The 12,016-nt window shown below is 73.7% G+C and carries 12 protein-coding genes and 3 tRNA genes; 10 read left to right on the top strand and 5 right to left on the bottom strand.

The annotated features are described in order from the left end of the window. The first annotated feature begins 14 nt into the window (after nucleotides 1-14). The 4 genes from L3X23_RS05375 (at nucleotide 15) to L3X23_RS05360 (ending at nucleotide 894) form a co-directional block, all read left to right on the top strand. A complete protein-coding gene (locus L3X23_RS05375; protein ID WP_093089074.1) occupies nucleotides 15-455 on the top strand; it encodes an SsgA family sporulation/cell division regulator in 441 nt (146 codons plus the stop codon). 154 nt (nucleotides 456-609) lie between these two features. Continuing rightward, a tRNA-Gly gene (locus tag L3X23_RS05370) sits at nucleotides 610-682 on the top strand. A gap of 64 nt (nucleotides 683-746) precedes the next feature. Beyond that, nucleotides 747-818, top strand: a tRNA-Cys gene (locus L3X23_RS05365). Nucleotide 819: 1 nt separating this feature from the next. Beyond that, nucleotides 820-894, top strand: a tRNA-Val gene (locus L3X23_RS05360). 471 nt (nucleotides 895-1,365) lie between these two features. On the opposite strand, the gene L3X23_RS05355 is transcribed toward L3X23_RS05360, so the two are convergent. Next, the gene (locus tag L3X23_RS05355) at nucleotides 1,366-2,859 is read right to left on the bottom strand and encodes a GDSL-type esterase/lipase family protein (RefSeq protein ID WP_237191017.1); all 1,494 of its coding nucleotides are present in this window, start codon (nucleotides 2,857-2,859) and stop codon (nucleotides 1,366-1,368) included. A 246-nt stretch (nucleotides 2,860-3,105) separates the two neighbouring features. On the opposite strand from L3X23_RS05355, the gene L3X23_RS05350 reads away from it, so the two are divergent. Beyond that, complete coding sequence (locus L3X23_RS05350) at nucleotides 3,106-3,351, top strand: type B 50S ribosomal protein L31 (protein WP_093089154.1); 246 nt, start codon at nucleotides 3,106-3,108, stop codon at nucleotides 3,349-3,351. A gap of 67 nt (nucleotides 3,352-3,418) precedes the next feature. On the opposite strand, the gene L3X23_RS05345 is transcribed toward L3X23_RS05350, so the two are convergent. Continuing rightward, complete coding sequence (locus L3X23_RS05345; RefSeq protein WP_255733895.1) at nucleotides 3,419-4,279, bottom strand: metallophosphoesterase; 861 nt, start codon at nucleotides 4,277-4,279, stop codon at nucleotides 3,419-3,421. A gap of 44 nt (nucleotides 4,280-4,323) precedes the next feature. Between L3X23_RS05345 and L3X23_RS05340 the strand changes: the two genes are divergently transcribed. The 5 genes from L3X23_RS05340 to L3X23_RS05320 all read left to right on the top strand — a co-directional run bounded on the left by L3X23_RS05340 (nucleotide 4,324) and on the right by L3X23_RS05320 (nucleotide 9,512). After that, nucleotides 4,324-5,643 (top strand): cytochrome P450, encoded by a 1,320-nt coding sequence (locus tag L3X23_RS05340; protein WP_237191015.1) that lies wholly within the window; start codon nucleotides 4,324-4,326, stop codon nucleotides 5,641-5,643. Beyond that, nucleotides 5,640-6,002, top strand: a complete 363-nt coding sequence (locus tag L3X23_RS05335) for a PPOX class F420-dependent oxidoreductase (protein ID WP_237191014.1) — start codon at nucleotides 5,640-5,642, stop codon at nucleotides 6,000-6,002. The genes L3X23_RS05340 and L3X23_RS05335 overlap by 4 nt, the downstream gene beginning before the upstream one ends. A gap of 212 nt (nucleotides 6,003-6,214) precedes the next feature. After that, the gene (locus tag L3X23_RS05330) at nucleotides 6,215-7,213 is read left to right on the top strand and encodes a hypothetical protein (RefSeq protein ID WP_237191013.1); all 999 of its coding nucleotides are present in this window, start codon (nucleotides 6,215-6,217) and stop codon (nucleotides 7,211-7,213) included. An 81-nt stretch (nucleotides 7,214-7,294) separates the two neighbouring features. Further along, a complete protein-coding gene (locus L3X23_RS05325; protein ID WP_237191012.1) occupies nucleotides 7,295-8,101 on the top strand; it encodes a polysaccharide deacetylase family protein in 807 nt (268 codons plus the stop codon). Nucleotides 8,102-8,153: 52 nt separating this feature from the next. Further along, nucleotides 8,154-9,512 carry a glutamate decarboxylase gene (locus tag L3X23_RS05320; protein ID WP_237191011.1) on the top strand — a complete coding sequence of 453 codons (1,359 nt, stop codon included), beginning with the start codon at nucleotides 8,154-8,156 and terminating at the stop codon, nucleotides 9,510-9,512. Between the two features lie 122 nt (nucleotides 9,513-9,634). On the opposite strand, the gene L3X23_RS05315 is transcribed toward L3X23_RS05320, so the two are convergent. From L3X23_RS05315 to L3X23_RS05305, 3 genes are read right to left on the bottom strand one after another with little or no spacing between them, the layout of a single operon-like run. After that, nucleotides 9,635-10,675 (bottom strand): phosphotransferase family protein, encoded by a 1,041-nt coding sequence (locus L3X23_RS05315; protein ID WP_237191010.1) that lies wholly within the window; start codon nucleotides 10,673-10,675, stop codon nucleotides 9,635-9,637. A gap of 25 nt (nucleotides 10,676-10,700) precedes the next feature. Continuing rightward, on the bottom strand, nucleotides 10,701-11,120 hold the full coding sequence (locus L3X23_RS05310) for a DUF3037 domain-containing protein (RefSeq protein WP_093089084.1): 420 nt from the start codon (nucleotides 11,118-11,120) through the stop codon (nucleotides 10,701-10,703). Next, nucleotides 11,117-11,947, bottom strand: a complete 831-nt coding sequence (locus L3X23_RS05305) for a HipA family kinase (RefSeq protein ID WP_237191009.1) — start codon at nucleotides 11,945-11,947, stop codon at nucleotides 11,117-11,119. The genes L3X23_RS05310 and L3X23_RS05305 overlap by 4 nt, the downstream gene beginning before the upstream one ends. Between the last annotated feature and the right edge of the window lie 69 nt (nucleotides 11,948-12,016).

Raw genomic sequence — 12,016 nt, 5'->3', positions numbered from 1 at the left:
AAAGAGGAGCAAGGATGCGCGACCAGCCCATGATCATTCGTGAAGGGGCCTTGTTCGAGCTCGTCACCCCCGATGCACCCCCGGTGCCGGTGCGGGTGGAGCTCTCCTACTCGAGCCGGGACCCGTACGCGGTGCAGGCCTCGTTCCGGACGGGGCAGAGCAGCCCGGTCGACTGGGTGTTCGCCCGCGACCTGCTCGCGGACGGCCTGCTCGCGCCCGCCGGCACCGGCGACGTCCGGGTGAAGCCGATCCTCGGCCCCGAGGAGCGCATCGAGGTCGAACTGGCCTCGCCCTCCGGACACGCGGTGTTCACCACCGCCGCCCGTCCGCTGGCCGAGTTCCTCGACCGGACCTTCGAGCTCGTGCCCGCCACGAGCGAGTACTCCTGGCTCGACTTCGACGCCGCGCTGGACCAGCTCCTGGCCCCCAACTCGAGCGACGGCGCGCGCGACTGAGACCTGCGCCCGTCGGGCCGCAGCGCTCCCTGCGGCCCGTCACTGCAGGTCAGCCCCGTTGACGGGGGGTGGTTTCAGACCCCCCGCGGGGCTAGGATAATGTTCTTCACGTCGGAGCGAGCAGCCCCGACAGGCTCCGGGAAACCGGATGCATGCGGACGTAGCGCAGCTGGTAGCGCATCACCTTGCCAAGGTGAGGGTCGCGGGTTCGAATCCCGTCGTCCGCTCGGAGGAAACCTCGTATTCACTGCCTGGGCCTCCAGGCCGGACCCCCAGTTCGGCCGAGAGTCTGGCGGAGTGGCCGAGTGGTTTAGGCAAGGGCCTGCAAAGCCCTGTACGCGGGTTCGATTCCCGCCTCCGCCTCGGGCGATTAGCTCAGTGGGAGAGCGCTTCCTTGACACGGAAGAGGTCACTGGTTCAATCCCAGTATCGCCCACCACCCGTATGAAGGCCCCCTGGTTCGCCAGGGGGCCTTCGGCGTTCGTAGGGCGAGTTCGGCTCGCCCCTGGTGTGACCCACTCGGCACCTGATGGGCTGGCCCCGTGGACGACGGGTTCGCGGTCGAGGTCGGTGCCGGGTCGCTGCGCGGCGAGGGGACGACGCTCCCCCACCGGTGGACGTCGGGCGGGGTGGCCGTGCGCGCCGACTTCACCGGCGCCCACCTGCTCCACCCGGCGGCGGCGGGCTGTGTGCTCAACGACCTCTATCGCGAGGCTGGGCCCCTCGGGATCACCCTCGACGGTGTCCGGGTCACCGGCCCAAGCGTCACTCAGCGGCGCTTGGGCGTCCCAAGCGTCAGGGAGGCGGCCCCGGTGCCAAGCGGGCGTGATGCTTGGGCGGCCCAAGCGTCACTCAGCGGCGCTTGGGCGTCCCAAGCGTCACGAGGGCGCGCCCAAGCGTCACAACGCGGTCAGTCGACGAGCCGGGCCACCGTGGCGGCCAGGCGGAGGGAGCCGATCGCGGTGGGGTGGAAGGCGTACCCGTCCGACAGGCCCTGCAGGTCCGGGCTCATCCCGTCCGTCCCCGTGCTGCACAGCGGGCGCAGGTCGGGCTGGGCGACGGCGAAGCCGTACTTCTCCGCACCCGTCCGGAGCACGGCGTTGAGCTGGTCGTTGCGGTCGGTCAGCAGGTCGATCTTGTCCTGGGTGAGCCCGACGGCGTAGGCGGGGCCGCGGGCGTCGGGGCAGGCCGGGTCGGTCTCGCTCGGGAAGGCCCCGTAGGAGGTCATGACCACGACCTGCGGACGACTCGGGAGCTCGGCGAGGTCCTGCAGCAGCGCCGCGTACTCCCGGTCGAAGGCCCCCATCCGGTAGTCGAACTCGCCGCGGGTCAGGTTGTCGTCGCAGGTCTCGACGCCGTAGCAGTAGGTGATCAGGTCGGACCAGCCCACGTCGTTCGGCCCGATGGCGACGACGACGTAGCGCAGGTCCGGCATCTGCTTGAGCAGGGCGACCTGCGGCGGGACCTGGGTCTCGCCGCGCTGCTGCGGGCCGCGCAGGCCTTGGGCGATCGTCGCGCTGGGGCAGGCGAGGTTCCGGACGCCGCCGGGCACCATCGTGGCCAGCTCCCCGGCGAGCGAGTCCGCCGAGCGCTGGCACACGACGTCGTCCCCCTCCGGGTTCGCCACCGGCGGCCCGCCGACGCGCGCGGCGCGGGAGTCCCCGATCACCGCGCCCGCGAACCCGGTCACGGTGGGCCCGACCGGCGCGGGCGTGACGCGGGAGGCCCCGACGAGGTCCGACAGCGATCCGACCTGGGCGAGCCCGCGCATGGTCCCGGTGTAGGCGAGCGCCCCGCAGGCGCCCCAGGCCAGGACCGACACGGTGACCGACACCAGCGCCATCCGCCCGATGGTGCCCGAGCACCGGTGCCAGACGTCCGCGACGGTCACCTCCCCGCCGCGCGCGCGGCGCAGGATCCCGAGCATCCGGGCACAGCCGACCAGCGCGGCGATCGCCAGCCCCGTGCCGACGGCCCCGACCGCGCCGAGCAGGTACCAGTTCACGAACCCGGTCCGCAGCTGCTCGACGGCCTGGGCCGTGGCCTGGGCGGAGACCTCCGGGTCGAAGACCTTGGCGGCGTCGTCGTTGCGCTGGACGGGACCGAGGGACAGCTGGGGGCGCAGCGGGCCCCACACCTGGATGCGCGGGATGTCGAGCTGGGTGTTGCCGATCTGGACGAGCCCGGCGGGGCCCTCCAGGGACAGGTCGGGCGTGCGCGCCCCGACGGAGATGTGCTGACCGAGGATCCGCAGGTCCTGGGCCGGGGTGAGGGCGATGGTGAGCGGGATGCCGACGGTCAGGCAGAGCAGCACCATGAGCACGGTCGGCCAGGAGCGCAGCTCCCGACCCAGCGCGCGCATCGGGCGCGGCCGCTCGACCGCGCGCTCGCGGGTGACCACCATCGACGGGCTCCCCTTCGCCGTACCGGTTCGCTCGTGTCGTGTACCGATCAAGATGATGCGGGCTCGTCGGGCGCCGGGGCATCCGGCGAACAGGGGATCCGAGGTGGCCTCACCCACCCGTCCGCCCCCTTGACGCCGGTCGCGCCGGTTGGTCGGCCGCCGGCCGGGTAGTCGCGCGGGCGACCGGGGAACACCCCGCTATCGAGAATGGTTATCATAAGCGACAGCAATCGACTGGAGGCCACCATGCGACCGGACATCCACCCCGCCTACGGACCCGTCGTGTACCAGGACCGGTCCACGGGAGACGCGTTCCTCACCCGCTCCACGGCGACGTCGTCGGAGACGATCGAGTGGTCGGACGGACAGACCTACCCGCTGCTGCGGGTCGACATGACCAGCTACTCGCACCCCTTCTGGACGGGTGCGGCCCGGGTCCTCGACTCCGCGGGCCAGGTCGAGAAGTTCCGCCGCCGCTACGGAACGCGCTGACCGACACGCCGCACGCGCCCGCTCGGGTCACCCGAGCGGGCGCGTCGTGCGTTCAGGGCCGACTCGATCAGGGCCGGATACCGAAGTCCTCGGCGGGCACGGGCAGGATCTGTCGGGGCAGCACCTCGGTCGGCACGCCGAAGCGGTCCTGGCGCGGCTTCCACTCCCGCGGATAGCCCAGCGAGGCCTCGACGAACCGGACCCCGTCCTCGTAGGTGACCCGCGGGATGTGCAGGTGCCCGTAGACGACCGCCTGCGCGCGGTAGCGGACGTGCCAGTCCGCGCTGGCCGTCGTCCCGCACCACAGCACGAACTCCGGGTACCGCAGCACGTCCGTGGGCAGCCGGGTCAGCGGCCAGTGGTTCACCAGGACCGTGGGGCCGTCGACGGCGTCGAGCCGGGCCCGGGAGTACGCGACCCGCGCCGCCCCCCAGGCCGCACGGCTCGGGTAGGGGTCCGGGTACAGCAGGTGCTCGTCGGTGCAGACCACCCCGGCCCGGTACGCCGCCGCCAACCCCTCCTCGGGCGTCGAGGTGCCGCGGGGCAGGAACGAGTAGTCGTAGAGCAGGAACAGCGGGGCGATGGTCACCCCGCCGAACACCGGATACTCGTCCTCCGGGGTGAGCACGCCGAGCGCCCGGCACTCCTCGACCAGCCGCCGGTACCGGTGCTCGCCGCGCAGGCTCACCGGGTCCTTGGTCCGGGTCCACAGCTCGTGGTTGCCGGGCACCCAGATGACGCGCGCGAACCGGGCGGCGAGGTCGCGGAGCACGGCGACGACGTCCTCGACCTGCTCGGCGACGTCTCCCGCCACGATCAGCCAGTCCCCCGGCTCCCCGGCGAGGGCCTCCGCGACGGCGCGGTTGTCGGGATGACGCACGTGGAGATCGCTGACGGCGAGCAGGCGGGGCACGCACCCGTCTACCAAATCGTGGTGGCGCGCGCGAACTTACCGGCGGTAACCTCGCGGGCATGGCGGGTTCCAGGGGTGTGCGCCGGGTGGTCCGATGGGGGCTGCGCCACGGCGTGATGCGACAGATGGTCCGGCGGCAGGCCCGCTCCGGTGAGCTCGGCGGCCGATTGCTGACCGACCCCGCGGTGATCGCCGAGCCGTACCCGTTCTACGAGGAGCTGCGCGAGCGCGGCCGGATCGTGGACACCGGGCTCGCGCTCGCGACCGTGGACCACGCGGTCGCGTCCGAGATGCTCCGCAGCCCGGACTTCGGCACCGGCGGCCGCATGCCCGAGAACCTGCCCGGCTTCGCGCGGACGGCCCTGCGGTTCGGCGGGGACTGGGCCCTCGGGCCCGCCCAGCCGCCGTCGATGCTGGCCAGCGACCCGCCGGACCACACCCGCTACCGCAAGCTCGTGACCAGGGCGTTCTCCGCCAAGAAGGTCGCGGCGCTGCGCACCCGCACCGAGGGCATCGCCGAGGAGCTGCTCGACGGGATGGCACGCGCCGACGGGCCGAGCGACATCGCGGCGGACTTCGCCGCCCTGCTGCCCGCCACGGTGATCGCCGAGATGCTGGGCGCCCCGCTCGACATGCGCGACCAGTTCCTCGCCTGGGGCGAGGGGGCGGCCCTGAGCCTCGACGTGGGGCTGTCCTACCGGGAGTTCCGGCGCTCCGAGCGCGACATCGACGCCCTGCACGCCTGGATGCTGGGGCACTTCGAGCGCATCCGCCGCGAGCTCGGCGAGGACATCCTGTCGTCGCTGGTCGCCGCGCACGGCGAGGAGGCGCTGAGCGAGGACGAGCTGTCCTCGATCGCGATGCTGCTGCTCGCCGCAGGTTTCGAGACCACCGTGAACCTGATCTCGAACGGCGCCGCGCTGCTCCTCGAGCACCCGGACCAGGCCGAGCTGCTGCGGGCCGAGCCGCAGCACTGGGGCACCGCGATCGACGAGATGCTGCGCTACGAGTCGCCGGTGCAGCGCACCGGCCGGGTCGCCTACCGGGACGCGGAGCTCGACGGCGTCCCGGTGAAGCGCGGCCAGTTCGTGATCGCGCACCTGGGCGGGGCCAACCGGGACCCGAACGTGTTCGCCGACCCGCTGCGCTTCGACGTCACGCGGGCGGACGCGCACAAGCACCTCGCCTTCTCCCAGGGCATCCACTTCTGCATCGGTGCCGCCCTCGCGCGAATGGAGGGCGAGGTGGCGCTGCGCGCCCTCGTCGAGCGGTTCCCGGACATGCGGGCCGCGGGCACCCCCGTCCGCCGCCGGACGAAGCTGCTCCGCGGGTACGCGACCGTGCCGGTGACCCTGGACCGGGCGAGCGTCCCGGCGTGAACCCGCGGTTCCTGCTGCTGACGACGTTCCGGAGGGACGGCACCCCCGTCCGGACCCCGGTGTGGTGCGCGCCGACGGCGGACGGGCGGATCGGCGTGTGGACCGCCACGGACACGGGCAAGGTCAAGCGCGTGCGGCGCTCCAGCGCGGTCGAGGTCGCCGAGTGCGACCGGCGGGGGACGCCGCTCGGCCCCGCCGTGGCCGGCTCGGCCGAGATCCTCGACGCCGAGGGCACCCGCGCCGTCCGGGCGGCCGTCATGCGCAAGTACGGCCTCCTCGGCCGCATCCTCGTGACGACCAGCCGGGTGTTCCGCGGGGACCGGGGCACCACCGGCTTGGCGGTCGCGCTCACCCCCTGAGCGGCGTCCGCCGCCCCGAAGGGTCGGGCGGGTCCACCCGACCGGACCTCGCGCAGCGCGCCGTCGCGAGTTCCGCTGGGCCGAACGGCCGCCGCGGCACCCATCACGACCAGGGGTCCTGCTCCGAACAGGCGCTCCTCGGCACGCCCCCGAAACATTGTGATGATCTTCTCCGAACCCCTCGCTGAACGCCACGAGGGTCGGGGGGACACATGGGCTGGTTCGGTGCTGCGCGCGACCGGTGGAGCAACCGGTTCGGGGACCGATGGGGACGGCTGGTCCGGTGGCTGGCGCCCCCGCCCGAGCCGGGGCCCGCGCCGGGTCGGGCCGATCTCGGTCGGCCCGGTGAGAAGGAGCGCAAGCAGTGGGTCCGCCGGTGGTTCCGCCCGAGTCCCCCGGCCGGGGTGTGGCTGTCCGCGGCGCGTCAGATGCGCTGGGGCGGCTTCCTCGCGCTGCTGGCCCTGTGCCTGCTGGTCGCGGCGCCGTGGGGCTTCGCCGCGCTGGTGGGGATCGTCGCGGTGACGCTGTTCACGACGGGGTTCGTGACCTGGCGGACCTGGCACTTCGCGTTCGCCCACGCCGAGGAGAGACCGACCCACCACCACCTCGACCGCACCCTCGACGCCGACCTCGGTCGGATCGCCCAGCAGGCGATGCAACGGTTCCGCGTGACCCCGGACGACCTGCTGCCGGGTCCGACCGGACGCCGCGAGCCGGTCGTGGTCTGCGGGCCCGCGACCTCGGCGCGGCACCGTCCGGACGACACGACCGCCCGCGTCCTGCGGTTCACGAGGTACGTGGTGGCCGTGGTGTGCGCGACACCGGACCGGCTGCAGATCCTGACCGGCACGCTGACGCTGGAGAGCGGTGGGCTGGGCGAGGTCGACACGCACGACGTGCCGTGGCGCCACGTCGCTGCGCTGCGCTGCGCGACGCGCGCCGCCAAGGAGCTCTCGGCGCACGAGGTCCCCGGCTTCCCGTCCCCGAAGAAGTCCGCGCTGGTCAGCCGCGAGCTCGAGATCAGCGCGACCGACGGCGCCCACCTGGTGCTCAGCGAGGAGACCACCCAGCCCCGTCCCGTCGAGCTGCGCAGGCCCGTGCCCCTGCTCGACGTCGAGGCCTGGCTGTCCGGTCTCGTCGCCACTGCGCCGGACCGCACCGGCCCCCGGACCGACCCGGAGCCTGCCGGACCGCGGCGCATGGCGTCCTGACCCGGTCGCCTTCGGCGTGTCGCGCGCCTTGAGTCCCCCGGTCGGGTACTACTTCGCTGACCGGAGGGGCGGGTGGGGCGCATGAGGCGCAGCGGTGTCTTGACGCGGTCGGCGCCCGCGGACCCCCGGACCGCCGAGGGCCTGTTCCGCGGGGCCGCGGCGGACCGGGTGCCCGCCCTGCTGGCGGCGTTGGTGCTCGGGCTGATCGCACCACTCGGCACGCACGTCGCCGAGCCCGCCCCGGAACCCGCGCCGCCGCCGCCGGTCGTCGCGCAGGCCCCGCTGCGGGTGGTGACCCCCGTCGTGCTCACCGACCTGCCCTCGACCGGACCCGACGACCGCCGCATCGCCCTGACCTTCGACGACGGCCCGGACCCCACCTGGACCCCGCAGATCCTGGACCTGCTGATCGCCCACGGCGCCAGGGCCACGTTCTGCATGGTCGGCGAGCAGATGGCGAAGCATCCCGAGATCGTCGAGCGGGTGGTCAACGCGGGCATGGGGGTCTGTGCGCACAGCCGCACACACGACGAGGAGCTGCCGGACAAGGACCCGCAGACCATCGCGGCGGAGATCGGGGACGTCGCCACGCGGGTCCCGGCGGGCACCGTCGTGACCACGTTCCGCGCGCCGGGCGGGAACTGGAAGCCGAACGTCCTGGACGCGGCGGTGGCGCAGCACCTGCAGCCGCTCGGGTGGGCCGTCGACCCCCGGGACTGGAAGAAGCCCGGCGCCGAGGCCGTCGTCGCGGCCGTCGAGAAGCAGATCCACCCCGGCGCGGTGATCCTGCTGCACGACGGCGGCGGGTCCCGCGCGCAGACCGTCGAGGCGCTGCGGACCCTGCTCCCCCGGCTCGCCGCCCAGGGGTACACGACCGCGCTCCCCTGATCCGGGCGCGAGTCCCTGGACGCCGTCCGCACGCACTGCCACCCTCGGCGACATGCCCAGGAACGACGCGCCGATCGCCGCCAACCCGATCTTCGGGTCCGAGCCGATCACGGTGCCGCGCAACGAGCTCTCCGCCGACGGCCTCGACCCGGACGTCGCGTACCAGATCGTGCACGACGAGCTCATGCTCGACGGCAACGCGCGGCTCAACCTCGCCACCTTCGTCACCACGTGGGGCGAGCCGCACGTCAGGAGGCTGATGGCGGACTCGCTCGACAAGAACATGATCGACAAGGACGAGTACCCGCGGACCGCCGAGCTCGAGCAGCGCTGCGTGAACATGCTGGCCGACCTCTGGCACGCGCCCGAGGCCGTCGGGTGCTCGACGACCGGGTCGTCCGAGGCCTGCATGCTCGCCGGTCTGGCGCTGAAGCGGCGCTGGCAGCACCGGCGCCGCGCGGACGGGCTCTCGACGGAGCGGCCGAACATCGTCATGGGCGTCAACGTGCAGATCTGCTGGGAGAAGTTCGCGAACTACTGGGACGTCGAGGCGCGGTTGGTCCCGATGTCCGGGGAGCGGCTGCACCTGGGCGCCGCCGAGGCCGTCGCGCTGTGCGACGAGAACACCATCGGCGTGGTCGCCGTGCTCGGGTCCACGTTCGACGGCAGCTACGAGCCCGTCGCGGAGATCTGCGCGGCCCTCGACCGACTGCAGGCGGAGCGGGGCCTCGACATCCCCGTCCACGTCGACGGCGCGTCCGGCGCGATGATCGCCCCGTTCTGCGACCCCGACCTCGTGTGGGACTTCCAGCTCCCCCGGGTCGCGTCGATCAACACCTCCGGGCACAAGTACGGGCTGGTCTTCCCGGGCGTCGGGTGGGCGCTGTGGCGGGACCGGGCCGCGCTCCCCGAGGACCTGGTGTTCCGGGTGAACTACCTCGGCGGCGACATGCCGACCTTCGCGCTCAACTTCTCCCGCCCCGGCGGGCAGGTGATCGCGCAGTACTACCAGTTCCTGCGGCTGGGGCGGGCCGGGTACACCCGGGTGCAGCAGGTCTGTCGGGAGGTCGCGACCTCGCTGTCCGCGGGGATCGCCGCGCTCGGATGCTTCGACCTGCTCACCGACGGGTCCCAGCTGCCGGTGTTCGCGTTCGTGGTCAAGCCGGGCGAGTCCTTCTCGGCCTTCGACGTCTCCGCCGCCCTGCGCGAGGCGGGCTGGCTGGTCCCCGCCTACACCTTCCCCAAGGACCGCGAGGACATCGCCGCCCTGCGGATCGTGGTCCGCAACGGCTTCAGCCACGACCTCGCGGGCCTGCTGCTCGACGACCTGACCCGGGCCCTGGACCGGCTCCGGAAGCAGACCGCACCGGTCCGCGGGAGCGAGGCGGCGGGTTTCGCACACGGCACTTGACAGCTCAAGATAGGAAAGGCTAACTTGAGCGAGTCGCTTCGTGGTGGGAGCGGCGCGTCAGTTCGGGAGAGAACGGCGGTCCCCCTGCATGGGGACCGCCGTTCTCGCGTTCGGCGACGAGCTCAGGCGAGCAGCGACACCGCCGCGCGGGCCTGGGCCTCCAGGCCGACCAGCCGGGTGCGGGCGACCTCGGGGCTCTCGGCGCCCTCGCCCATGTGCCCGGCGGCGTAGCGCGTGTAGACCCCCGCGCCGATGCAGGCCGAGCGCCAGCGCGCGAACGCCTCCCAGTAGGAGGACTCCGCGGCGATCCGGTCGCCCCGCCCGGACCGCTCGACGTACCGGGCCAGGACCTCGTCCCGCTCCGGCCAGCCGGGCAGCGTGGTCGGGCCCGAGGTGATCTCGGGGACCGCGTCCCCGGGGCGTCCCCACGAGGCCAGCAGGTAGCCGAGGTCGGCGAGCGGCTCGCCGAGCGTCGCGAGCTCCCAGTCGAAGATCGCCCCGATGGACCCGTCCGGGCCGAAGCTGAGGTTGCCGGGCCGGTAGTCGCCGTGCGCGATCGTGGTCTCCTCGACCGCCGGCATGCCCTCGACCAGCAGCCGGTGCCCCTCGTCGATCAGCGCGAGGTCCTCGACCGCGGAGTCGTGTGCCTGCCGGTGCCAGCGGCGCAGCTGCCGCTCGAGGTAGCTGCCGGGGCGCCGCAGCTCCCCGAGCCCGACGGCGTCCGGCTCGACGGCGTGCAGGGCGGCCAGCACGTCGGCGCAGGCCAGACCGGCCGCCCGGCGGATCTCCTCGGGCATGGCCGCGCCCGCCTCGACGTCCCCGGGCACGACGCCCTCGACGAACCCCATGAGGAAGAAGTCCGCGCCGAGCACGTCGTGGTCGGCGCAGTACGCGACCGCGGGCGCGACGGGGACGGGGGTGTCGGCCAGGGCCGCGATGAACCGCCACTCGCGGCTCATGTCGTGCGCCGTGGCCAGCACGCCACCGGTCGGCGGCCTGCGCAGCGCCCAGTCGGTCCCCGCGGCATCGGTGATCCGGTAGGTGAGGTTGGAGTGGCCGCCGGAGATCCGCCGCACCTGCACCGGGGTGGGGATCGACGGCACCGCCGCCCGCAGCCACTCGGCGAGGGCCACGGCGGGCACCGGGTCGGTCGAGACGCTCATCCCCCATACCTACACGAACGATCGCTCAGTGGACGAGGGCCTTCAGCAGCCGGTCCGGTTCCAGCGCCGGGTCGAGCGTCAGGCCGCTGTGCACCGGGCCGGGCCGGACGACGGTGCTGCGCGGGGCCGTCAACCTGCGGAAACGGCGTCCCAGATCCTCTCCCACGCCCGGGCCGGAGGCGGCGAGGGCGCCCTCGGTCCGCCGGTCCGCCCGCGCCGCGTCCGGGACCGCGCACACGGCGACGACGGTCTCCAGCAGGTCGGTGATCGCGTCCGCGTCCGCGTGCGGATCGAGCGCCGCGAGCCGGGCGCGGTCCAGGTGCACGGCACCGCCGAGGAAGTCTCTCGCCCGGCAGTAGACGAGCACGCCGGCGTTGATCGTCTCGCCGCGCTCGGGCCGCGGCACGACCTGGAGCACCGCGTACTCGTAGAGGACGCGGCTCATCGCCGGGCCTTCGGCAGGCGCGCGGCGAGCCAGGCGGGTGCGCGGCCCTCGCGGGTGATCGGGCGGGGACGACCGGCGGCGGCCGTCTCCCGCACGCCGGGCAGCCACGCGTCCCGGGCGGCGACGCGGGCCACGAGCGTCTCGACGTAGCGCTCGCGGGCGTCCGGCGGCTCGCCGTCGAGCCATGCGTCCGGCACCTGCGCCACCGCCGCCCGCACGGCGTCCGCGGTGACGAGCGGTGCGAGCGCGGCGTCCGCGGCGTCGAGGTCCGGGTGCGCGCCGAGGAGGACGTGGTCGGCGGCGTCGAACGGGCGGCGCGCCCAGGTCTCGGGGTCGGTCCAGGCATGGTGGAAGGTGAGGGTGGCGCCGTGGTCGATCAGGTAGGGCGTGCGGTGCCAGAGCAGCATGTTGCTGTTGCGCCAGGAGCGGTCGACGTTGCCGACGAGCGCGTCGAACCACAGCACCCGGCCCGCGAACTCCGGCCCCGGGTCGAAGGCCAGTGGGTCGAAGTCGAGCGCGCCCGGCAGGAAGTCCAGCCCGAGGTTGAGCCCCGGCGAACGGCGCAGCAGCTCCTGGACCTCCTGGTCCGGCTCGGCCAGGCCCAGGTCGGGGTCGAGCTCCACGGTGACGAGCTCGGGGACCGCGAACCCGAGCGTGCGGGCCAGCTCGCCGACGACGATCTCGGCGACCAGCACCTTCCGGCCCTGGCCCGCGCCGTGGAACTTCACCACGTAGGTGCCGAGGTCGTCCGCCTCCATCAGGCCGGGGAGCGACCCGCCCTCGCGCAGCGGCGCGACGTAGCGGGTCGCGGTGACATGGCGCAGCACCCCGTCATGGTCCCCCGCGGGCGGGCCACACGGCGGGTCGGGGTCGCGGTGCACGAAGGACCCGGCCCC

The organism is Pseudonocardia sp. WMMC193 (assembly GCF_021728735.1).
In the GTDB taxonomy this organism is placed as follows: Bacteria; Actinomycetota; Actinomycetes; order Mycobacteriales; family Pseudonocardiaceae; genus Pseudonocardia; species Pseudonocardia oroxyli.
Note: the sequence above shows the minus strand (reverse complement) of the source record. Positions and strands in the feature narration are given on the sequence as shown.

Coding starts and splice junctions, on each gene's coding strand:
- L3X23_RS05375 (WP_093089074.1), top strand. CDS start 15: ATGCGCGACCAGCCCATGATCATTCGTGAAGGGGCCTTGTTCGAGCTC.
- L3X23_RS05355 (WP_237191017.1), bottom strand. CDS start 2,859: ATGGTGGTCACCCGCGAGCGCGCGGTCGAGCGGCCGCGCCCGATGCGC.
- L3X23_RS05350 (WP_093089154.1), top strand. CDS start 3,106: ATGCGACCGGACATCCACCCCGCCTACGGACCCGTCGTGTACCAGGAC.
- L3X23_RS05340 (WP_237191015.1), top strand. CDS start 4,324: ATGGCGGGTTCCAGGGGTGTGCGCCGGGTGGTCCGATGGGGGCTGCGC.
- L3X23_RS05330 (WP_237191013.1), top strand. CDS start 6,215: ATGGGCTGGTTCGGTGCTGCGCGCGACCGGTGGAGCAACCGGTTCGGG.
- L3X23_RS05325 (WP_237191012.1), top strand. CDS start 7,295: ATGAGGCGCAGCGGTGTCTTGACGCGGTCGGCGCCCGCGGACCCCCGG.
- L3X23_RS05320 (WP_237191011.1), top strand. CDS start 8,154: ATGCCCAGGAACGACGCGCCGATCGCCGCCAACCCGATCTTCGGGTCC.
- L3X23_RS05315 (WP_237191010.1), bottom strand. CDS start 10,675: ATGAGCGTCTCGACCGACCCGGTGCCCGCCGTGGCCCTCGCCGAGTGG.
- L3X23_RS05310 (WP_093089084.1), bottom strand. CDS start 11,120: ATGAGCCGCGTCCTCTACGAGTACGCGGTGCTCCAGGTCGTGCCGCGG.